General features: G+C 68.0%; 15 protein-coding genes. 11 read left to right on the forward strand and 4 right to left on the reverse strand.

What is annotated here, in order from left to right; genetic code table 11:
- Window positions 1–121: 121 nt before the first annotated feature.
- The 3 genes from ABZ738_RS30260 (at window position 122) to ABZ738_RS30270 (ending at window position 5,663) form a co-directional block, all read left to right on the forward strand.
- Window positions 122–3,181 (forward strand): CHAT domain-containing protein, encoded by a 3,060-nt coding sequence (locus ABZ738_RS30260; protein ID WP_357218817.1) that lies wholly within the window; start codon window positions 122–124, stop codon window positions 3,179–3,181.
- Window positions 3,182–3,274: 93 nt separating this feature from the next.
- Entirely contained in the window at window positions 3,275–4,885 is a 1,611-nt protein-coding gene (locus ABZ738_RS30265) for a hypothetical protein (protein ID WP_357218820.1), read from the forward strand.
- Between the two features lie 46 nt (window positions 4,886–4,931).
- The gene (locus ABZ738_RS30270) at window positions 4,932–5,663 is read left to right on the forward strand and encodes a hypothetical protein (RefSeq protein WP_357218823.1); all 732 of its coding nucleotides are present in this window, start codon (window positions 4,932–4,934) and stop codon (window positions 5,661–5,663) included.
- Here ABZ738_RS30270 and ABZ738_RS30275 read toward each other — a convergent pair.
- Entirely contained in the window at window positions 5,660–6,574 is a 915-nt protein-coding gene (locus ABZ738_RS30275; protein ID WP_357218826.1) for a macrolide 2'-phosphotransferase, read from the reverse strand. The genes ABZ738_RS30270 and ABZ738_RS30275 overlap by 4 nt on opposite strands.
- A 292-nt stretch (window positions 6,575–6,866) precedes the next feature.
- Between ABZ738_RS30275 and ABZ738_RS30280 the strand changes: the two genes are divergently transcribed.
- The 6 genes from ABZ738_RS30280 to ABZ738_RS30305 all read left to right on the forward strand — a co-directional run bounded on the left by ABZ738_RS30280 (window position 6,867) and on the right by ABZ738_RS30305 (window position 17,984).
- Window positions 6,867–7,211, forward strand: coding sequence for a hypothetical protein (locus ABZ738_RS30280; protein WP_357218829.1), 345 nt, complete (start codon window positions 6,867–6,869; stop codon window positions 7,209–7,211).
- Between the two features lie 337 nt (window positions 7,212–7,548).
- Entirely contained in the window at window positions 7,549–10,488 is a 2,940-nt protein-coding gene (locus ABZ738_RS30285) for a CHAT domain-containing protein (protein WP_357218832.1), read from the forward strand.
- A 17-nt stretch (window positions 10,489–10,505) separates the two neighbouring features.
- A complete protein-coding gene (locus tag ABZ738_RS30290; RefSeq protein ID WP_357218835.1) occupies window positions 10,506–11,504 on the forward strand; it encodes an NUDIX hydrolase in 999 nt (332 codons plus the stop codon).
- A gap of 83 nt (window positions 11,505–11,587) precedes the next feature.
- On the forward strand, window positions 11,588–11,968 hold the full coding sequence (locus ABZ738_RS30295) for a transposase (protein WP_357218838.1): 381 nt from the start codon (window positions 11,588–11,590) through the stop codon (window positions 11,966–11,968).
- On the forward strand, window positions 11,965–12,639 hold the full coding sequence (locus tag ABZ738_RS30300) for a DDE-type integrase/transposase/recombinase (RefSeq protein WP_357218841.1): 675 nt from the start codon (window positions 11,965–11,967) through the stop codon (window positions 12,637–12,639). The genes ABZ738_RS30295 and ABZ738_RS30300 overlap by 4 nt, the downstream gene beginning before the upstream one ends.
- Window positions 12,555–17,984 (forward strand): N-6 DNA methylase, encoded by a 5,430-nt coding sequence (locus ABZ738_RS30305; RefSeq protein WP_357218844.1) that lies wholly within the window; start codon window positions 12,555–12,557, stop codon window positions 17,982–17,984. Before ABZ738_RS30300 ends, ABZ738_RS30305 begins: the two co-directional genes overlap by 85 nt.
- A 562-nt stretch (window positions 17,985–18,546) precedes the next feature.
- Here the strand turns inward: ABZ738_RS30305 and ABZ738_RS30310 are convergent.
- From ABZ738_RS30310 to ABZ738_RS30320, 3 genes are read right to left on the reverse strand one after another with little or no spacing between them, the layout of a single operon-like run.
- Entirely contained in the window at window positions 18,547–18,984 is a 438-nt protein-coding gene (locus ABZ738_RS30310) for a DUF6527 family protein (RefSeq protein ID WP_357218847.1), read from the reverse strand.
- On the reverse strand, window positions 18,981–20,153 hold the full coding sequence (locus ABZ738_RS30315) for a ThiF family adenylyltransferase (protein ID WP_357218850.1): 1,173 nt from the start codon (window positions 20,151–20,153) through the stop codon (window positions 18,981–18,983). The genes ABZ738_RS30310 and ABZ738_RS30315 overlap by 4 nt, the downstream gene beginning before the upstream one ends.
- The gene (locus ABZ738_RS30320; RefSeq protein ID WP_357218853.1) at window positions 20,128–20,409 is read right to left on the reverse strand and encodes a multiubiquitin domain-containing protein; all 282 of its coding nucleotides are present in this window, start codon (window positions 20,407–20,409) and stop codon (window positions 20,128–20,130) included. The genes ABZ738_RS30315 and ABZ738_RS30320 overlap by 26 nt, the downstream gene beginning before the upstream one ends.
- A gap of 161 nt (window positions 20,410–20,570) precedes the next feature.
- Between ABZ738_RS30320 and ABZ738_RS30325 the strand changes: the two genes are divergently transcribed.
- Window positions 20,571–21,416: a hypothetical protein gene (locus tag ABZ738_RS30325; protein WP_357218856.1), complete on the forward strand. Its 846-nt coding sequence runs from the start codon at window positions 20,571–20,573 to the stop codon at window positions 21,414–21,416.
- Window positions 21,417–21,435: 19 nt separating this feature from the next.
- Entirely contained in the window at window positions 21,436–22,032 is a 597-nt protein-coding gene (locus tag ABZ738_RS30330) for a hypothetical protein (protein ID WP_357218859.1), read from the forward strand.
- The last annotated feature ends 28 nt before the right edge of the window (window positions 22,033–22,060 follow it).

Raw genomic sequence — 22,060 nt, forward strand, 5'->3', positions numbered from 1 at the left:
GTAACCAGGGAAGCGGCCATCCGGCGGCGGGGGAAGCGGGTCGGCCAAGCCCGTACTTGTTCGGACAACCGCGGTCTACGTCGGACGACTAGGGTGACCGCAGGTGATTGGAGTGACACCCGTGACCGAACAAGACCCGTTCGACGCCGCTGACCGTTGCCGACGGCAGGCGATCGAGCTGATCAGCGCCGCGGCGGACACCGGGCGGCTGGCGCCACTCACCGAAGCGGTGGGGCTACTGCTGCGGGCGGCCCGCCTCGATCCGGGCCGAGGCGGCCTGTACGCCTCCGACCTCGGAGCCGCGTTCACCTACCAGTTCGAGTTCACCGGGGACGTCGACGCCCTGCGACGGGCTGTCACCGCCCATCGGGCCGCCTTGCGGGACGAGCCGGACAATCCCCGCCGCCGGTCAAACCTCGGGCTCTGTCTCACCCGCTGGTTCGAGCAGACTGACGATCTCGACCACCTCGCCGAGGCGGTCGACCTGCTTCGGACGAGCGCGGCCGCGACGAGCCCGGACCATCCAAAGCACGCCTCCTACCAGTCCAACCTGGGTCTGGCGCTGACCCGCTGGTGCGAGCGGACCGGGGAGCGTGCCAGCGCGGAGGAGTCATTAGCCGCACACACTGCGGCGGTACATACGGTCCGCGGCACACCGGCGACGGCTGCGGCGATGCTCGCCAACCTCGGCACCGCCCGGATGGTGGCATTCCGCTGCACCGGTGAAAAACAGCTGCTCGGGGAGGCGGTCGAGGCGTTCCGGGACGCAGTGCGTCTGGTGCCGGACGAGCACCCCCACGCGGCTGGCTGTGCCGCCGGACTCGGTTACGCGCTCTCCGCCGCCGCCGTCGCGGCCGGTGACACCGCGCTGCTGGTGGAGGCGATCAGAGTGCTGCGGACCGTGGTGGGAGACGTGCCGGCCGAGGAACCGGACGGGCCGCTCTATCGCAGCCAGTTGGCGGAGGCACTGCGGGTCAGCTATGCCTGGACCGGTGACACCGTGGCACTGGAGGAGTCGATAGCGCGACGACGGGAGGCGATCATGTTCCTGCCCGCCGCCCACCCGGACCGGCTGCGGTTCCGGGCCGACCTGGCCCTGGCCCTGCGCAACAGGTTCGAGCACCAGCCGGAGCCGGCCGCACTGCACGAGGCCCGGGACCTTCTGCACGAGGTAGTCCGGGACGCTCCGGGCGATCATCCGGAACGGGTGAAGTGGCTGGCGGATCTCGCCAACGTACTGCATCGGCTGGGAACCCACGAACGGGACGCAGAGGTCCTAGCCGAGGCCGCCGACCTACTCAGGCAGGCGGCGGCAACGGTCGACCCGGCGCATCCCGACCGGTTCATGCACCTGGCCAACCTCGGCGCCGTGCTGGTGAGCGCACTGGACCTCGAGTGGTCCCCGGCCACCTACACGGATGCCGTCGCGGCCTTGTCCCAGGCTGCGAGGCACCCGGCGGTTGCTGCAGACGCGTCGCTGAACCTCGGTCTGGCCCACCTCGCCCGTATTGGGCACGGCGATCCGGAGCAGCCACGGCTGGCCGCGATCGACGCGTTCACGGTGGCCGCCGAGGCACCGACCGCGTCGGCCAGAATGGGCACCACGGCCGCTGTACATCTCGGCCGTTTGCACCTGCTGGCGAACGATCCGGCCGCGGCACTGACCGCCTTCACGACCGCGCTAGAGCGGTTGGACCTCGTGGCCTGGCGCGGGCTGCATCGTGACGACCAGGAACGCCAGCTCGTCGAATTCAGCGGCCTGGGACGGGACGCGGCGGCCTGCGCCATCGCCGTCGGCGACCCCGACCGCGCCCTGGCCGTCTCCGAGCAGGGGCGCGGGGTCCTCCTCGGTCAGATCCTCGACGTACGCGGCGACGACGAGACGCTCCGGCGGGAGTCGCCGGACCTGGCGGACGAACTCCGCGACCTCCACGACGCGATCGACTCGGCCACCGGCTCGCTCACCGACCGGTCCCCCGCCACCGGGGCGGTTCTCGACCGACAGCCGCTGGTGGTACGGCGAGACGAGGTCCTCGCCCGGATCCGGTCCCGTCCCGGGTTGAAGCGGTTCCTGCTCGCACCGGACGTTGCGGCGCTGCGCCCGGCGGCGTCGGCCGGGCCGATCGTCACGGTCAACGTCACCGATCAACGGTGCGACGCCCTGTCGACCACGACCGCGTCGACCCTGGTGGTGCCGTTACCGGACCTCACGGCCGAGGCCGCCACCAGGTACGCGAACACGTTCGTCGCGGCGGTCAACGCCAACACGTGGGGAACCAACGAAACCATCCGCGACACCCTGGCCTGGCTCTGGGACACGATCACCGCACCGGTCCTCGATCATCTCGATCTGCTCGGCGCGGCGCGTGCACCGCTGCCGTACCTGTGGTGGGTGCCGACCGGTCCGCTCAGCGTCCTGCCGCTGCACGCCGCCGGCCACCACGGCAGCCGCGACGGCGACGACCAATCTGCCCTGCACCGGGTGGCCAGCTCGTACGCACCGTCGCTGCGGCTGCTCGCCCACGTCCAGCACCAGCGACCTTCCGACGGCCCGCCTGCCCTGGTCGTCGCCGTCGACTCGCCATCGGACCGGCTCGCCAGCGTGCGGACGGAGGCGGAGGCGGTCGCGGCGGCACTCACCGCCCCGGTCGTCCGGCTATCCGATGGCGACGCGACCCGCGCCCGAGTCGTCCACTCACTCACCGGTTCCGGCCGGGCGCACTTCGCCTGCCACGCTCGGACCGATCCGGCCAGCCCTTCCGACAGCCGGCTCGATCTCGCCGACGGACCGCTGCGGATCCGGGACATCGCCGCGTTACGCGTCCCCCGGGGCAACCTCGCCTACCTTTCCGCGTGTACCACGGCGCTGGGCAGCGGCCGGCTGCCCGACGAGACCATCCACCTCTCCTCCGCCTTCCAGGTCGCCGGGTTCCCCACCGTGATCGGTACGCTCTGGCGGGTGCCGGACAAGCCGACTGCGGAAATGGCCACGGCGATCTACGCGGCTCTCGCGACCCACACCCCGGCGCGAGCGGTGAATCTCGCCGCGCGGCAGGCCCGGGACCGCTACCGCGACAATCCATACGAGTGGGCGGCTTTCGTCCACAGCGGCCCCGAGAAGGAACCGGCCGGCGATCGGCCCCGCCCCCCCGCCACCGGCCGAAAAAGCACTGACCGATAACCCTCATCTCCCCACCGGGATGCTCGTCGCGGCGGCGCACCATCGCGCCCGACAGGCGACCGCCGACACCCGCCGCCAGGGAAGGACGCACCGATGACCGACCACGTCGACCCGAACCTCGCCGAGGGACTCGGCCCGGAAGTGGCCGACGTCCTCGGCGCCTGGGCAGAACTGCACGATCGCTACTACCAGCTTGACTACTGGCTGGTCAACGGCCGCAGTCGGGCACCAGTGGCCGTGGTGACCGAGACCGATCTCCGCCGCATGGCCACGGCCCAGCTCGTGCTCAAGGTGCTCACCGTGAGCAGCGGCGGCATCCGCGACCTCGAGTACGGCCGGCACCTGCGGGCCGTAAAGCAGGCCGGGAGCTTCGCCCGGCATTTGAGCCGGTTCGTCCACGAGGCGATCCCGGCAGGCGCCAAACGCTGGATCACTTTCCAGAGCGTGGCCGGCGAGACGCTTGGTAACAGCGAGGTTCTGACCGTCCTGCTGCGGCGGATGCTGGGCATCTCGGCCGACCCGGAGCCGACCAAGGCCGCCCTGCTCGCCTGCGATCCACCCACGTTCGCCGCCGCCTGCGCCCGGGTGGTACGTGGGGTGCTGAACGAGTGGGCCGGGCCACCGTTCAGCCCACCGGGGGAGACCTGGGACCTGCCGCACTTCTTCCGTCAGCACATCTTCGACCAACTAGACGAGGGTGGGCGCCTGCACGGGTGGGCCGACCGGCACCAGGGGTCGTACCTTTGGCTCCCCGGGGAGCCGGCGCGGCTGCCGAACCCGTTCGCGGTCGCGCGGGGCGAGTTCTTCGACCCGGCCGTCGTCGTGCGTCCGCTGATCGGCCGCACCCATGGCGACCTGCACACGGACAACGCGTTGATCCAGGTCCGGCCTACCATCGAACCGTCGGCGTTCTATCTGATCGACACCGCCCTGTACGAGAATTCCGGCCCGCTTACCCGCGACCCGGTCCACTTCGTCCTGTACGTCATCGCCCGGTCCATGGAGGCGGTCGCCTCGGCCCAGCACGGGCCGCTGATCGACCTGCTCCTCAACCCGCCAAGCGGCCCGGCCCACCTCGTGCCGGGATGGCTCGCCATGCTGGTGCAGCAGACCGACGCGGAGACCATCGCCTGGGTCCGCCCAAGTGGGCTGGAGGACAGATGGCGCTCACAGACCCTGCTGTCCATCGCGGCGTGCGCCCTGCTGTTCCTCGGCCGCTCCTCGACGCCGGAGAAGGACAAGCCGTTCTTCCTACGGCTGGCGGCGCGGGCCGTGGCACGGTTCGCCGACACCGAGCCCCGTCCGGCCCGCTCCACCGGCACGGGAAGAGACTCGAGCCCCGGTCGGCCCTCGGACGACACCCGACGCGTTGCTTGGATCGGCTGGCTGTGTCGCGAGTACCCGCACGTCCGTACCGCAGCCGAGTTGAGGGGCTGGGAGGACGAGGCCGAACAGTTCCGCGATGACGCCCTCGGCGGGCTGGACCGCACCGACGACCTCACCGACTTCGTCCGGCGACTCGGCGGGCCCACGCCCGACCCACGCTTCGGCACCTCCGGTAGCGAGGGGCAGCCGGTGGACGAGGCGTACCTGTGCCCGATCAAGCTATGTCCGCGCCAGGAGCAGCGCCCGCCAGGTGGTCCCGTGCCGGTCTGCCACCTTACCCGCGACCAACCACGGCGCATGCGATCGAGCCTCGGATAGCCGGGTGCTGTCCGACGAGCCAACCAGGACGCCATGGTGGCGGACCGTGCCCGCCGCACTGTTGTGGGCCGTGGCTACGGTCACCGCCGTACGTTTCGGGCAGCCGGACCGGTGGCGGACCGCACTCCAGGCGGCCGGCGAGGACTGGCCGGCGGCGGTCGGCATGGTCGCCGCCGCCGTCGCTGCCACCCTCACCGCCGCACTGCTCGCCGAAGTGCTCACCGAGCCGATGCGCCGGCTGTGGCTGGGCAGCGGCCTGCCGGGGCCGATATCCCGACTGCTGCGCCAGTGGCGGACCACGCGCTGGCAGGCTGCAAGCCCACGTCACCGGGTACGGATCGCCCTAGCCGAACCCCGGTCACCGACCTGGATCGGCGACCGGAGGTCGGCCTTGGAGTCGCGGATCCGTCACGAGTACGGACTGGACCTCGCGTCGGTGTGGCCGCGACTGTGGCTGGTGCTACCCGAGTCGACACGAGCCGAACTGCGCGGCGCGGAACAGACCTTCCACGATGCCACCCGCTGGGCCGCATGGTCGCTGGTGTACGCGGTCACCGCGGTGGCGTGGTGGCCGGTCGCCGGTCTGGCCGTGCTGACCCTGGTACGGGCGGTGCGGTCCGGGCGGGCAGCGGCGGCGACCGTCACCGATCTCGGTGAGGCTGCCACCGACCTCTACGCGGCGCACCTCGCCCGGCGGCTCGGCCTGCGGGTCGACGGACAGACCCTGGAACCCGACATCGGCGCGCGGATCAACGCCCGGTGTCGCAAGGGTGCCTAGGTGGTCGGTACGCCGAAGTAGTCCCTGGCCCGGTCGACGTAGCGCTGCTTACCGGCCTCCACCCCCAGCGTGCCCAGTGCCAGCGGGGCGAAGGCGATCGCCTCGACCACATGGCCGCGTAGACCCGGCCAGCCCGGCCCGTCGTGCCGCAGGTACGCGTCGATTAGGTCGTCGAGCACGGTCGGCGGGAACTTCCGCGCGGCCTCCACGAACTCCTGGCCCGGGTCGCCGATCTCGGCATCGGTCCAGTCCAAAATGCCGATGAGCGCTCCCGCACCATCGACCAGGATATGCCCGGGGTGGAGGTCTCCATGGATCAGCACACTGCGGTCGGCCCACAGGTCGTCGCGGTCGAGCCAGCGTGTCGCGCGGTCCCGCCAGCTCGGATGCATACCGAACTCCTGCGCCCCCCGGTCGATCTGGCGGGCGAAGCGGGTCCGTACCCCGTCGGCGTCGCGCACCGGGATACCGGTCGCCTCCGCCTCGGCGGGCGGGGTGGCGTGCAGCCGGGCCATGAACGCACCGAGCCGCCGCACGTAGGCGGCGGGCGGACTAACCGGGTCAATCCGCCAGTGCAACTCGTAGGTGGTGGTGTCCTCGCTTGCCGCCGGCTCACCGGCGAGCCTGGGATAGGCGATCAGGTCCGGTTCGGCGACACGCCAGTCGGGTATTGCCACCGAGAAGCGACCACGCAGCAGAGCCAACAGACGACGCTCGGCCTGTGCCGCGTCGGCGACCTCGGCGCGGCGCGGCACCCGCAGAATCCACTCGCCGCCGTCCTCCGCATCGACGTGCACCACCTGGAAGTCCCAGCCGGTGTCGTCCAGTACCGCAGTGTCCGGTCGCAGCACAAGTCCCCGCGTCGCGGCCAGCCGAAGTATCCCCTTGATGCGATCAGGAGCATCGTGCATGAACGGATGCTAGGGCCACCGGGCCGCGGAAACCCACACCTCGGGTGTACGAGGTACAGGTCGTACAGGTCCGTCCAGGCGATCGCGTTGCCAGGCCCAGCCCGCCACCCGGAACATGAGAATATGTTGCCAGCCGACAGTCGCGTACATTCGCAGTGGTCGTGGGACGCGCTCTCCGGCTCCAAGGGGGACAGCTGCCGGAGGGCCGGCGTGCTCGGCGTGCCGGCGATCGCGTTCACCGAGCACGTGAACCTCCCCCGCGGACGATCTCCCCCCGGAGGGGATCACGGCGATGCCGGCCAGGTATCGCGCGATGATCGGCGACGACGGGCGCTTCCACGCCCCTGCGTTCGACGTTGCCGGGTACGCCGAGGCGATCGACCGGTGCCGGTCGCGATATCCACAGTTGCGGATCATGTTTGAGGCGGAGCTGGGTGAGCCGCACTGGCATCCGACCCAGGTACGGTCGCTGCTCGACGGGTACCCGTTCGACCGGATCATCGGATCGCTGCACAGCCTGGTGGAGGGTAGCGCCTTCCTGGTGGTCGATCGCGCGTTCGGCATCCACGACGCCGACCACGTGGTGCGGCTACCTGAACGAGGCGCTGCGCATGGTCGAGTCGACGGATGTCTTTGAGGTGCTAGGCACCTGGACTATCCGCTGCGGGCATGGCCCGCATCGGCCGGACCGGTCGCGCCGGATCGGTTCGAGGAACACTTCCGGGCGGTGCTGAAGGCCCTGGCCGCCACCGATCGCGTACTGGAGGTCAAACGCCCGGGCCCGCCGCCTACACGCTGCTCACCTGGTGGCGTGACTGCGGCGGCCAGAGCGTGTCGTTCGGTAGCGATGCGACGACCCGTGGACCTTGCCCGCGATTTCGTGATCGCCGCGCAGTGTGCCGAGGCGACGGGGTTCCGTCCGGGGCACAGCGACGACCTGTGGAGACGTCCGTAGCGTGAGTGAGGAGCGCCCCTTGGGCCCAAATCCAACCGTCGACCACCGCGCCCGCCTGCTCGCCATGCTGGACGACCGGCTGGAACGTTTCGTCGGTGGCGACCGCGCCGCCCTCGACGGTCCGGACGCGTTCGCCCTCGCTCGTGCCCTGGCCGCGGAATTGGCCGCCGACCTCGCGGTCACCTACTCGATGGGCCTGTTCCACCACTACCGGCTGATCGCGAACCTGCCGGCGCTCGACGGGGTGGACGACGCGGTGGCCGCGCTCAGATATTTCGGCACGTTGTTCCGCCAGGCGCCCGACCTGGTACCGGAGCCCGTACGCGAGATCGTCGCCAGGGGTTGGACCGCATCGGCCGAGGACGTCGAGACCTGGCGGGTCCGGGCGACAGATCTGCAGCAGAACCCTCGACGATTCGCACTGCCCGACCTGTGCGCCGACGCCGTGTACCTGCTCAACCTCGTGGTCGGTAGCGGACAGTTGGCACCCGGGGACATCTCGCCGACACTCAGCCAGCTCACCATGGCATACGTCGGCGGCTACGAGGCGACCGGCGACACCGCCCTGCTCGACGGCGCGGTGGACGCCGCAACCCGCTGCGTGGCGGCGACGGGTCCCGATGACGCCCACCTGGCTGGTCGCCGATCCAACCTCGCCGCGACGCTGGCCACCAGGTTCAACCACAGGCGTGCGACCGGCGACCTCGATCGCGCCATCGGGGAGTTCTGGGCCGCGGTCGAGGGCGCCACCGACAAGGAGCGGCCGGGATACCTGAGCAACCTGGGCGGCGCCCTCATGTTGAGGTTCACCATGAACGGTGACACGGTGAGACTCGACCAGGCCTTCCACTGTGGCCAGCAGGCAGTCGAGGAGTCAGCTCCGGACGATCGGAACCGCCCCCGGATGCTCGTCGCCCTCGCCCTCGCGGCGCGTACCCGGTTCCAGCGCGTCGGCCAGCCGGCCGACATCGACCATGCTGTACGGCTATTACGGGAGGCGGTCGACGCCACCGCACCGAGGCACCCGGACCGGGCCGGGCAACTGTCCGCCCTGAGTAGCGCCCTGCGCGTACGGTTCGCCGCAACCGGCAACCGGGACGACATCGACGCAGCCGTCGCCGCTGGCCACGCCGCGACCGATGCCGCGACCGACCCGCCCGGTGTCCGACCACGTTGCCTGTCCAACCTGGGCGCCGCACTGTCCGCCCGCTACCGAGCTACCGGCGACCCAGCCGAACTCGATGCGGCGGTCGACGCCCAGCGGGCCGCCGCCGATCTCGCGCAACCCGGCGACCCAGTACGCGCCACCGTTCTTGCCAATCTCGGCCTGGCGCTGCGGCGCCGCGCCGAGCAGGAGCCCTCCGGAACCTCCTCCCGGCAGGAGGCGGACACCCGAGCGGCGGCCCGTGCCTACGCCGACTCCGCCGCGGTCGAAACTGCGCCGTCCCTGGTCCGCGCGACGAGCAGCTACGAAGCGGCCGTGCTGACCGTCGAAACCGGCGACTGGGCCGCGGCGACCGTGCACTTCGAACTCGCCATCGGGTTGCTCAGCGCAACCGTCGACCACCAGCTCCAGCATGACGACCGGCAACACAGGCTGTCCCGCCTCACCGGTCTCGGGCCGGAAGCGGCCGCTGCCGCGCTACGCGCCGGCGCGTCCCCGGAGACGGCGCTCCGGCTGCTGGAACGTACCAGGGGCGTACTGCTCGCACAGGCGTTCGCTCAGCAGACCGACCTCGCGGACCTGCGCCGGCACCACCCGGACCTGGCCGATCGTTTCGACAACCTCGGTCGGACGCTGGCGGCAGCCGCCGAGGTGACCGGTGATCTCGCGAACGCACGGCTGCGCTGGCGCCGAGAGCAGGAGCGCGGCCAGCTGCTCGGCCAGATCCGGAGCATTTCGGGGTTCGACCGGTTCCTCGAGCCGGTCGACCAGTCGCTTCCCGCCGATCTGCCCGGCGTGACGGTCGCGGTGAACGTCGCCCGCGCCGGTTGCGACGCGCTTGTGGTGATCGATGGAAGGGTCACCCGGCTACCGCTGGAGGAGCTGAGTTACGACGAGGCCCGTACCCGGGCGAACGCGGTGCTGAGCGCGATCGGCGATGACGACTGGACCACCAACGACCGGGTACGGGTCGTGCTCGGCTGGGCCTGGGACACGATCATGCGACCGATCCTGGACCACCTCGACGAGCGCAAGGCTCTGGCCGGCTCACAGACCCGGGTGTGGTGGATACCGACCGGACCGCTGACCGTAATCCCGCTGCACGCCGCCATGAGCACGGACCCGTCGGGTGGCTCGGTGCTGGACCGGGTGGTGTCGTCGTACGCCGCGACGATCAACACCCTGGTCCGGGACGCCGTGCCGGCCCATCGGGCGACCTCGCTCGTGGTGGCGGTGCCCGAAGCGCCCGGGCACACCGCCCTGGCAGCGGCGGAGCGTGAGGCACGGTGGGTGGCGGCGCGACTGGCCGAGACCGGCTACCCGCCACACCCACCGATCATCGGGGTAGCGGCGACCCGGGCCGAGGTCCTCGCCCGGTCGTCCACCGCCGGCTGGGCACACTTCGCCTGTCACGCGGCCGCGGCCGACAACCCGGCCGACAGTCACCTGGTGCTCCACGACGGCCCGTTGCCCGTACGCGAGCTGTTCTCGTTGCGGGTGGAAGGCGCGTTCTTGGCGTACCTGTCAGCCTGCACGACCGCTTTCGGCGGCACCGACCTGGTGGACGAGGCGATCCACATCTCGTCGGCTTTCCAACTCGCCGGTTACCGGCACGTGATAGGCACGCTGTGGCAGGTCGGGGACGAGGCGGCCGATCTGGTCGCCCGAGCGGTGTACGGGGAAATCACCGCCAGATCGCCCGCCCTCGCGGTGCACCTCACCGTGCTTCGGTTGCGCGAGCGGTATCCGCACAACCCACGTGTCTGGACGGCCTATCTGCACGTGGGCGACTAGCCAACAAAGGGGACGGAATGTCGGCCGACCGGTTCACCCTACTGCTGGTGACGGCGATCCGCGCGATTCCCGGGGACGACGAGAGCCCTGCGCCAGTAGGCGACCTGTGCCGGCGGGCCGGGTTCCAGCCGGACGCGGCCGCTCTCGCCGGTTCTCTGCTGACCAGGCTACTCGAAAGCTTCGGCGTACTCCGGAAGATCGAGGACGACGAGGGCGCCGCGCTGGTTAAGGCGGACAGCCCCGCAGCGCTGATGTTCCTGCGCAGCTTCGCCGAGCATCTCGCCGACGGCAGGGTGCTGCTGGAAAACTGGTCGCGGCTGGGCACGGCCGATCCGCCGTACAGTGAGCACGAGGTGCTGTCCGGTCCACAATTTCTGTATCTGCTCGAACTACGGCGCCTCGGCGCCGGCCCGCACGCCAGAGCACTACGTCGCACCGAGGTCGCTCAAGTGCTGATCAGTACGCGTTCGCGTAGCGGCGGTAGGACCTACCTGGTGTTGTGGGACGCCGCCGCCCGCCAGTACCAACTGCCCGGCGGGCACCGGCGCCGCGGCGACGGCAACCTGCACGAAGTCGCCGTGCGCGAGCTACAGGAGGAGTTACCAAACTTCACCTTCGACCCCCTACGCGACCAGCTCGTCGAGCTGGACGCTATACGGACCACTCAGGTGTCCCGGACCTATGGTGTCGCCACCGCCTACACCATCACGTTCTTCCATCTCAGGTCGACACGTACGAGTCTCGAGGGCGGGCCACAGGCCCGGTGGATCAGCGAATCGACGCTGTTGACGCCCCAAGCCACCGTCGTCGGGCAGACGCTGAACCTGGTGGGGCTGCACCGGTTGCACCAGGGGCTACCTGGCGGCGTGCCCGGCCTCGGTGCCAGCTTCCACGCGAAGCAGCCGTGGAGGTGGTGGATCGCAACGGCACAGGCGAATCCGCTGGAGTTCTGGGGACTCGTGGTCGCTGTGCTCGGCCTCATCAGCTCGGTCGCGTTCTTCGCACTCGCCCCATAGTAGTGCTGGGTCTGACCGGTTTGACGGACATCCCAGCTCAGAGGGGCTGTGTGCTTCTCGGGAGGATGTTCATCATGGAAGGCATGGGTGAGAAACCACGCCGGTCGCGCAGGGCGTTCACGCCGGAGTTCAAGGCGGAGATCGTCGAGGTGTGCCGGCGGGGTGACCGCACGGTCGCGCAGGTCGCGAGGGATTTCGACCTGACCGAGACTGCGGTACGGGAGTGGGTCCGGCAGGCCGACCTCGACGCCGGCACCCGGTCGGATGGGTTGACCAGCAATGAGCGTGACGAGTTGGCGCGGCTGCGGCGGGAGAACCGTCGGTTGCGGGAGGACGTCGACATCCTGAAACGATCCACCCATCCACCGGCAGCGTTGCCTTGGCTCCCTGAATCTAAGACGGCTTTCTTCGCGTCAAGGAGACCCGGTGAACCCGTACCCGTTCACGGCCCGACGGGAACGTGAAACGTTCCCGCGAGCTGTTGAAGGTCTCCCGTTCCGCCTACTACCAACACCGCACCAGGCCGTCACGGCGGGACCGTGACGACGCCGACCTGACCGCGCGGATCGCCGACATTCACGCCGTGTCGGCCGGCACCTACGGCGCACCCCGGGTGCACGCCGAACTCGTCGCGCAAGGACGCCGGCACTCCCGCAAACGGGTAGCGAGCGGGGTCGACTCCCGCTGGTGCGGCGACATCATCTACATCCCCACCTGGGAAGGATGGCAGTACCTGGCCACCGTGATCGAAATCGCCTCACGTCGAGTCGTCGGCTGGGCCACCGCCGAGCACCTGCGCACCGACCTGCCCGCCCAGGCCCTGACCAACGCCGTCGCCACCGGCCGCCCGACCGGGCAGGTGATCTTTCAGAGCGACAGGGGATGCCCGCCAGACTGCCGATGGCCTGGACATGCGGAAACCCGACGGCTGCCAGATGCTCGTCCGGCTCCGCCGTGGCCGGTCCTGACGAGGCTGTCCCTGGCCTGTCGTACCGCCGCCGTATCTTGTCCTATGTGCCATTATTCGTGGGCGCCCAACGAGGCGCGGGCGTGGAGACGATCGTCGAGCAGGCCGAGATCGAGCTGGCGGACCAAGCGTCACCTGCCGCGAGCGACCGTGCCCCGCTCGTCCTGATCGCTCCTTCGTACGGCAACCGCGCGACGCGGAAGCGGTTCGCCGACACTCTCGCGGATCCTGTGAACTTTCTCGATGACGAGCTGCGCGCTGCGCTGAGCGAAGCGGAGGCCCGCGAACTCCTCGCCGAGCATCCGGGTGGTGCCGCCCGGTTCTGGGGCGCGCTGCCGAGCCACAACGGGATTATCGACCGGCTTCGATCCGGCGATCTGATCGTCTTTACCGGTCAGAACCGTGTACAGGCGATCGGCACCCTGGCTTGCAAGCTGCGCAATCAGGCGCTTGCCGAGCTGCTCTGGCCTCCGGATCCGGGTGCCCCGGGCTGGGTGAACGTCTACAGCGTCGTTGAATTCCGACGGCTCAGCGGGCCGGGATACTCTGAGTTGCGAAGGTGGGTCGGCTCGAATGAACGGGACGTTTTTCAGTCCGCCCGCGCCCTGACGCCCGCGAAGTCCGCCGCTGTGCTCGACGGGCTTGCCACCCTAGGTGTGCTTGACGGCGCGCTGGACGCTGCCGAGGAACCTGCTGTGCCAAGCAGCGGTCACGTGGCCGGGCCGACCCTGGCCGAGGTCGAGCGTCACCTGGGCAGAGCGGTGGAGATTCTCGGCAGTCGGAGGCATCTCGGCCCGGACGCGAGGTGGCATCTCCTCGGCGTCCTGCTGCTGAAGTACGTCTCCGACACCTCTGAATCCAGGCGTGCACGGCTCCTGAGCGACGGGATCGCCACAGGCCCGGGTCAAGTGCCGGCCCAACCGGACGCAAGCACAACGCGGTCGTATCCCGACATGCTCGTGGTACCGGAGGAGGCACAGTGGGCCTACCTCCTGGAGCGCACTTCCCTTGGCCTCGTCGGGCACCACCTGAACGAGGCGCTCCGTGCGCTCGAAGCAGCCAACCAGGCGGTGCTCGGCGGCGTTCTGGGGCACATCGACTTCACCCGGGAAGTCGGCGGTGACCGGCTCCCGGGCAGCACGTTGGTGGATCTTCTCCATCACTTCGCGGGGCTTTCGCTTGCCCCGGAGAACATGCCGCCCGACCTGCTGAGGTACGGGTTCGAATACCTAGTCACCAGGTTCCCGGAGACCACCTCGTCGATGGCTGGCGACTTCTACGCGCCGGCCGAGGTGACCCAGCTGATGATCCGGCTGTTGGATCCCACCCATAGGACGACGATCTACGATCCCTGCGCCGGAATCGGCAGCATGCTGATCGAGGCCGCTGAGCACGTCGCTGCCCAGAGCGGACGCCTGCCTCGGGCCGTCGCCGGCCAGGAGATCTCCGGCAGTACGTGGGCGTTGTCGAAGCTGAACCTGTTGATCCACAACATTCCCAGTACGGGTATCGAACGCGGCGACATCCTGGTGGACCCGAGGCATCTGCACGCCGGGGTCCTTGAGCGATTCGATCGCATCATCTCGAATCCGCCCTTCGGAGGTCGTGTCGCCGCAGACGAACCTCGCCATCTGGAGCGCTTCCGGTGGGGCTTCCCTGCGCATGCCCGACGGCCTGAACTGCTGTTCGTGCAGCACGCGGTGTCGGTGCTCAGCGCCGAGGGAGTAGCAGTGCTCGTGCTTCCCAAAGGCGTCCTGTTCCGTTCCGGTGCCGAACGACGGATCCGCAGCGCCCTGCTTGATGACGACGTGATCGAGGCGGTCATCGGGCTTCCCGAACGGCTCTTCTACAGCACCAGCCTCGCCACCTGCGTTTTGGTGCTGCGCCCACCCGGAGCCAAGCCCGCCCACCGGCAAGGCCGGATCTTGTTCGCCGACCTTCCGGCAGAGAAGTCCGGCCGCACCCGCCGCCTGGTCCCCGAGCGGGTCGAGCAACTGCTCGCGACCTACCGTGCCTTCGAGGACATCCCTGGTTTCGCCCGTGTGGTCGACCGGGCGAACGTGATGGACAACGACGATGATCTCACCGTCGAACGGTACGTTCGCGAGGATTCGTCAGGTCAGCAGGAGACCGGCCCAGCCGACAGCTGGGAGATGCAACTTCGAAACATGGTCCGCGACGGTCGGTACGACGAGGCGACGACCACGCTCGCCGAGCGCCTCGGTCCGGACGCTGTAACCGACGGCGACTGGGATTCCGAACGGATTGCCCGGCTCAGGTTGGAGTTCGGCTTCCTGCGCCTCCCGGATGACGATCGACGGGTTGTAGGGACCGTCTGGACACCGATCGCCCAGGCGAACCGCTTCGCCCCGGCTCTTCCGCGGGTGACGGCGCAGAGCGGTAACGATGGCGCCCTCGATTCCTCGGTCGAGGGGGCGCAGCTCAACGTTGATGACGCTGAGCCGGCCGACAACACGGCGGCGGGACGCACTCCGCAGCAGTCCGGCGCTGTGCTGGAACAGGCGACCGTCGACCTGTTCGCCCGGCTGTTCCACATCGATCCGAACAACCGGGACCTGTTGGTCACTCGCCTCCGCAACCAGCACGCCGGTACTCAGTACGGCCACGACATCGAAGTGGATTGCAGCGTTGCGGGCAGCCCGACCGTACGCTGCCATCTGGAGTGCAAGAACCTGCACCGACCTATCAAGGTCGCTGACATAGCCGAGAAGCTGACCCAGGAAAAGTTCTACCCGGGCGGGGCGAGGGTGGACCACTGGATCCTGATCTCGCCACACACCGGCCCCACCAACGAACTCCAACGGATGCTTGACGCCTGGGAGGAGAAGCAGGAGTACCCGTTCTCGGTGCAGGTCTGGAGTCCTGAGGACGGGATCGAGGGGCTCTTCGCCCTTGCTCCTGATGTCTACCACGCGTTGTACGGAAGGGACCCAGGCACTCGGGAACTCGCGATGGCGGAGGGCGCGGTCGCCAGTCTCCAGAGAAGTTTGGCGCCCAGGCTGCCGATCGACCGGATCTGGCACGCTTACCTGAACGACCCGCACCGCCTCTGTTTCGTGACGGAGGACTTCCGGCACTTCGACGAGCTCTACGGCAACCAGGTGCAGTTGAGGGTCACTGACGACAAGGGGGCCCTGCTGAAGGGCTCCCTTGTCGACGAAACCCTAACCTGGGCCCACGACGAGTCCACCGGGCCGATGCTGCTTCTCGCCGATTTCGGCGAGGGCAAGAGCCTCTTCACCTACAGCCTGGCCCGACGGCTCTGCGAGGAGTATCGCTGGTCACCGACCACGGGCGTGTTTCCGCTGCGCATCCCGTTGCGGGAATTCGCCCAGGCCGGCAGTGGTCGCGCCCTGTTGCAGCGGCGACTCGAAGAACTCGGCGCCACGCTGGACCAGTGGCGCGAACTGGCACGCCGGGGCCAGACGCTCGCGATCCTCGACGGTTTCGACGAAATGACGGCCGACCTCTCCCCAGCAGCGATCACCGAGAACCTCCGGAGCATCGACTCGTGCCTGACCGAGCTCACCGGGTCGAAGGTACTGGTGACCTCACGGCGCCGGACCCTCAGCGCTCGCGACTGGGATCGCGTGCTCGACAAGCTGCGCCAGCCGACGGTCCGGGAAATCGCCTCCGGATCGCGGGACCAACGGGTCCGCTACCTCGAAACGTTCGCCACCGACGACCGGTCCGCCCAAGTTCTGGACAACTTACGCAATCTATACGATCCCATCGGTCTAGCTGCCAAGCCACTGTTCCTACAGATGATCAAAGACACCCTCGCCGAGCTGCCGAACGGAGACTTCAGCGAACTGATCCTCTACACGACGTACGTGCAGAAAAGCCTCCAGCGGAAGCTCGAACTGCTTGAGGACGACGCCCTCTCGCTCACCAGGGGCCAGCTGGTCGAGAACCTCATGGTCATCCTCGAGGACATCGCGGTCGAACTACAAAGATCCAACAAATCGTGCGTTTACCTGCGCGACTACTCCAAGAAGGCACCCAACGGCATCGCGGCGATGCTGTGGCAGATGAGCGACGATGTCCCGGCCTCAGTGTCATCCTCTGCCCGGACTGAGAATGACGCGACCGCCAGGATCGGGGTGCGGTCGCTACTCAAAGCCGTGCGCGAGGGCGAGGACAATCTCGACAGGTGGCCGGTCGACTTCTTTCACCGCTCCATGCGGGAGTACTTCTTCGCCCGAGCCCTGGTCCGCCGGCTTCGGACCGATCCGCAGCGCGCCCGAGAGATCCTCAACGCCACTCCGCTACTGCCTGAAATCACTCATTTCGCCGCTGAACTGCTTCGAGAGCAGGCCGAACCGACAGCGTTGAGCCACTTGGAGAGCTTCACGCGCTCAGCCACGCTCGCCCTCTCTGAGACCTACCTCGGCGGTAACTCGATCACCCTGCTCTACGCCGTGCGTGGCGAACTGCCGAACTGCGACTGGTCCGGCCTGCGGCTAGATCACGCACAACTCAGCGGAGCGGATCTGGCGAACGCTCGGCTCGTCGGGACCTCGCTGCGCAACGCAAACCTCGACAACGCCGACCTGACCGGCGCCGATCTCACCAACGCGGACCTTGACGGGGTCCGGTTGGAGGAGACCGCTCGACTCACGGCGCTCACCGCCTTTGACGAGCGGATAGTCGCGGCCTACGAAGATGGTTCGCTCCGTGAGTGGCGACAGCACCCCGGCGGCAGCTATGAGAGTCAGGTCATCGTCAGGGCAGAGCACCCGGTCGAGCGGCTGTACCGGACGCGACGGGGACGTATCGCCACCATCGGTGGCGGCGTCTTCAGCCTCTACGAACTTCAAGGCCAGTCCCTAGTGCTCAGCTCGCGGTTCAAAACGAAGTCCCGATTCCGGCTCACCCTGCCCGGTGAGCGCTCCGCGCTGCTCCTAGAGGAGATCAACGGCGGTCGGACCAGGGCGTTCTGGTTGGACGCCATTGAGGCCAAGGTCCTCGACCAGTGGGAGGCCACGGGAGTGGTTACGTGTTCGGCCCAGCTCGACGGCCGCGCCTACGCGGTCGCCACGGACGAGCGGGTACGTGTCGTACTCCTCAACGAGCGAGGAGAGTGCGACGTCCGGACCCTCGACATCGGCCGCACCAGCTGCCTTGACCTCGCTCTCACCCGCGACGGCGTCGTGCTCCTGGGGTCCGGCAAGCACGACGGGCGGGTACAGGTCGATCGACTCGCCGCAACCGCACATGCCGGGTCTGGGATCTTGTGGCAGAGAGGCCTGCACGACGGAACGGTCACCACCATCGCGTTCGACGACCGTGGGCAGCTGATGACAGGCGGCGCCGACCGCAGAGTGCGCATCGTCCCGAGTGCCATCGACGGACCGGGACCGTCCGGACGGTCGGTACGACAACTCCACCTCACCCTGAGATGTCGGGGCGCGAAGGTCGACGGAGTACGCACGGAGCGTGAACAGCAGCGTCTGCGCCAGCACACGTCGGCTGCCTTGACCTTGGGATAGTTGCACTCCCGCCGATCGCTAGCCAACGCGGGCCAGCCAAACCGAGCGCTGAACATGCCATCGATCAGCACGGCTCGCGTCGGCGCCGGCCACGACAAGTGGAGCGCGGTGGTCGAGGGCGGCTGACTTCACCTGCCATGTTGCCCGCCCGGCTACGGCGGACGATCATTCACAAGTACCCGGACCAGGTTGCCCCACCGGGGCTGGTGTGAACCCGCCGGCAGGTGCGCCAGCTCGAGCGGGCGGGCTCGGCGAGCATCGACGCAAGCCGGCACCCTGCCGCGACGGCATCCCCAGGATTCGAACCCGCGACACACGGTTACCGAACGTCACGGTCCTGAGCTTGTCGTTAATCGCCAAAACCTGTCGCTGACCTGCTTAAATTCGCTCGCGAACTTATCAATGTTTACCACTGACAGTCGACGCTTGGCAGGGGTTTTCGGGGGGTAAGCGGGGGCACCGTTGACCGTTGCTGGACGTTCGCGCGACCCCGGCCAGGCCGCGTCGCCCATCAACGTGCGCGGACGTGACAAGCCACTGAGCCTGCGTGCCGGTTTCGCCGTCACGCCCGGCGGATGCGACGTAGTAGGCGCTTCAGCCGTCCGAGCGGCTGTCGTACTGGCTCTTCGGGGTCCTCAACAACCGGCGGAGGCGCGTCGTTCACAGCCTCCTGTAGGGCAACTCGATCCCTGCGCCGACCAGCCGCAATCTTGTCCTCACTCCACGCGCCGGCCCAGCGGACGCGGTTGCGGTTGATCCAGTAGTGGGATGAGCACGGCAGGTTCCAGTTGCCCACTGATGGATCGAGTGAGATCGACTCGCCGTCGAACGTCAGCTTCCACTGGGCCGGGTGAAGAGGTGTGACGACCTTGTGGCCGCACCCGCAGCAGCAGGAATGTACCGCCGTCGCGTACTCGACGCTAATGTATATCGTCCCGTCGGCCAGTTCGGACGGGACGTAGTCGACAAACTCGTAGCATACGGCGTTGCGGCGTGTCACCGGTTGTCCTCGTTGGTGATGTGGTTGCCGTCGATGGTGTAGGTGCTGAAGAAGTCCTCTTCCAGATCTGCATAGAAGCCCACGAGCTTCTTCCACTTGATGACGGCCATCGCGGCGTTGAGCATGTTGAGGTCGGCGATCTGGATGTTGCGGTTGTAGTCGTTGTCGTCATCATCGGAGCACGGGATGCGCCGCTGGTCGGCGGGATGTTCCGGGGTGCTGGTGGTGACTCGCACGACGCCGCCCAGCGTGCCGCCGGCGGTCTGGTAGACGCCCAGGCCAACGTCGATGAAAGGGCGACCGTAGCCGCTGAGCTTGTTGAGGATATGCCGCTTGGTGGCGCCGCCCTCCATGGTCAGGAACACGAAGTTCATGTCCTGCAACTCCGCGACCGTTTCGAGGGTGATGTGGTATTCGTGCGGCACGATGCCGGCGCGCATCCGGGCGTACCGTTCATGGTGGTAGGCGACCTTGCTCGGCTTGCTCCGCAGTTCCTCGATCGATGCCGCGCCGGGCGCACGGAAGGCGTTGTGCTGCAGGAAGGTATCGCCGTCGAAGAGGTGTATCTCGCCGACCGGGGTTTTGGCTAACAGGTCGAGCACGTAGGCGCCGGTGCCTCCGAGGCCAACGATGGCGACCTTGCTGACTTGCAGGGTCGCGGAGATGGCGCTGATGCCGGCTCGGCTCGATGCTGTGTCTTCGTAGCGGAAGATCGACTGGTCTTCGGCGACGTCGATGACTGGAAAGGTGGTGGCCGTGGCTTGCGGTTCGATGGCTTGGGCGTGACCGGCGAGCATTCGGATGTAGCTGGTCATCTTGTGGTGGTAGTCGGTGTACCCGGCGGCGGGCTTGCTGGAGAACAGGTGCTGTGCGGTGAGTCCGGGCGCGAGGGTGAACGTCTGACTGTTGTTGATGACCTTGCGCAGGGGCTGCCCGTGCTGGTCACACGGCGTCGCGCCGTCGAAGTAGACGACGTGGTCCTCGGGTCTGACCGTCTCGTCGCCGGCCAAATTGAGCACGGAGATCAGCTTGCCGTAGGCGACCGTTCGGTCCGGCGTCGCGTACGGGACGTGAGAGATGACGAGGTGGCCGTTGTCGACGGCCACCTCGTACCCCTCGTTACGCAGGCGGACCAGGTCGGCGCTACGAGCGAGTCGTCGAAGTGACATTAAAAACGGTGCCGTTCTTGACCTTGACCGTGCCGCCCTCGACCAGCGTGCCGTCGTGGCGGGCGTTGTCCGACTTGCGGTACGTGATGGTGAAGGTCTTGTCCGGGTCATCGCCCTCCACGCCGAACGCCAGCTTGACGATCTGCGCGAAGGTCACCTCGCGGGTGGTCACGGTGAACGGCTGCGCGTTCACAACGATCGCGTAGTGCTTGTCCTTCTCGCGAGACGCCGGGGCGGCCTGCTGTTCGATGGTCATAGGGGGACACTCCTCGCGTTAGGGCGGACCTCGCCCTCCGGTTTCATCAGGATCATTTAAACAGATGATGCAGTGGCACGCCACCCTGGAGTGCAGTCGGGGCGAGGCTTCACCGGCGAGCCGGATCGCCCGCTCAGCGGCACGGCTGGGATGCTGATGTGGTGCTGATCGATCTCTCCGGCCGACACCCCCTCCTGCGATCGGAGATCTCGGCAAGTTCAATCGACGGCAATCAACTAGTGCTCGACACCCGACGGCTTCGATTCGCCGGCCCGCAGGAGCTCGCCGCGATGGTCACACTCGCATCCAGTGCCTCTACCGATGGCCGCGACGTCGTCCTACGGATGCCTGACGACGAGGACGTCGCGTCGTACCTGCAGCGGATGAACGTGGTAGACCTGCTCGCGCCCATCGCGACGATCGACGGCGTCCGTATCTCACAGCGCCGCGTGGACTGCTCTACGAAGCTGCTGGAGGTGACGGCGCTGTCTCCCGCGAACGCCGACAGCATCGCCGAGGGCCTCGGACGCATGGGCGAGTCGCAGCTCTGCAACCGAACCGCCATGGCCGCATTTCACGGCATCGCGGAACTGATCGACAACGCCGTGACCCACGGGCGGGCGGGGTCCAGCGGCGCCTTCGTCGCGGCGCAGGCGTACAGCGGCCGAACCAGCAAGCGACCGGGTCTGGAGTTCGCCGTCTGCGACACCGGCATCGGCGTGCTGCCGCACCTTCGGCAAAACACCGCCAACACCAACATTACTGACGACGAGACCGCGCTCCGTCGCGCCTTGGTTGCTGGAGTGACCGGGACCCAGCAGATCCGGGGCTATGGCTTGAGTGACCTCCTCGACGCCACCAGGCGAGGTGGCGTCGGCAGACTCGTGCTTCGTAGCGGCAGTGCGATTGCCAGCGTCGTCGTGCGCCAAAGGCGGATCATCACCAGCCGCAGTGTCGCTACTCCGATCAGGGGCGCATGGGCGTGGCTGCGCGTTCGGGTTCCGTAACGCTCCGCAACGTGTTTCAATGACGCAGGTGAAACCGGATCCCGCGCTGCCGACCACCTACGCCGTTTGCCGGCACGGCACTTTCCTTGCGACCAGGGCGCTTGCAAAGACTGCACTGCGCGAACTTGAAGACACCCTCGCTGCTTCCACTGGTGAAGGCACTGCTGCCATCGACTTCACCGCCGTTGTAGCGATGAGCATCAGCTTCGCCGACGAGTTCCTCGGTCGGTACTACGGGATGTTGAGCACGTCGCTCGACGTACCACCTGCGGTCGTCCTGCTGACCGGCCTCAACGAGGACAACTTCGAGTCCATGACCATCTGCTTGCAGCGACGCGAACTGGTAGCCGCCATGGCGAACGCCGAGGGCGTCAGCCTGGTCGGCGCCCCAGCCGTGCTGAACGAGACCTACCATGCCGCCCGCGACCTAGGCAGGTTCACTGCGGTTCACCTAGCAGCCCGGCTAGGGATATCAGCGCCCAACGCCAACAACCGCCTCAAGCGACTGGTCGCAGCCCGAGCTCTCATCCGCCATCGAGGCGTTGCCGAACGCGGCGGCAAAGAGTTCAGCTACGAGTTACCGTCCCCACCTGCAGCGATGCCAAGCGCCGCCTGATGTGCGAAGGTGCCGTGCAGCTCGCGAA

Source organism: Micromonospora sp. NPDC047793, from assembly GCF_040642635.1.
Taxonomy (GTDB): Bacteria; Actinomycetota; Actinomycetes; order Mycobacteriales; family Micromonosporaceae; genus Micromonospora.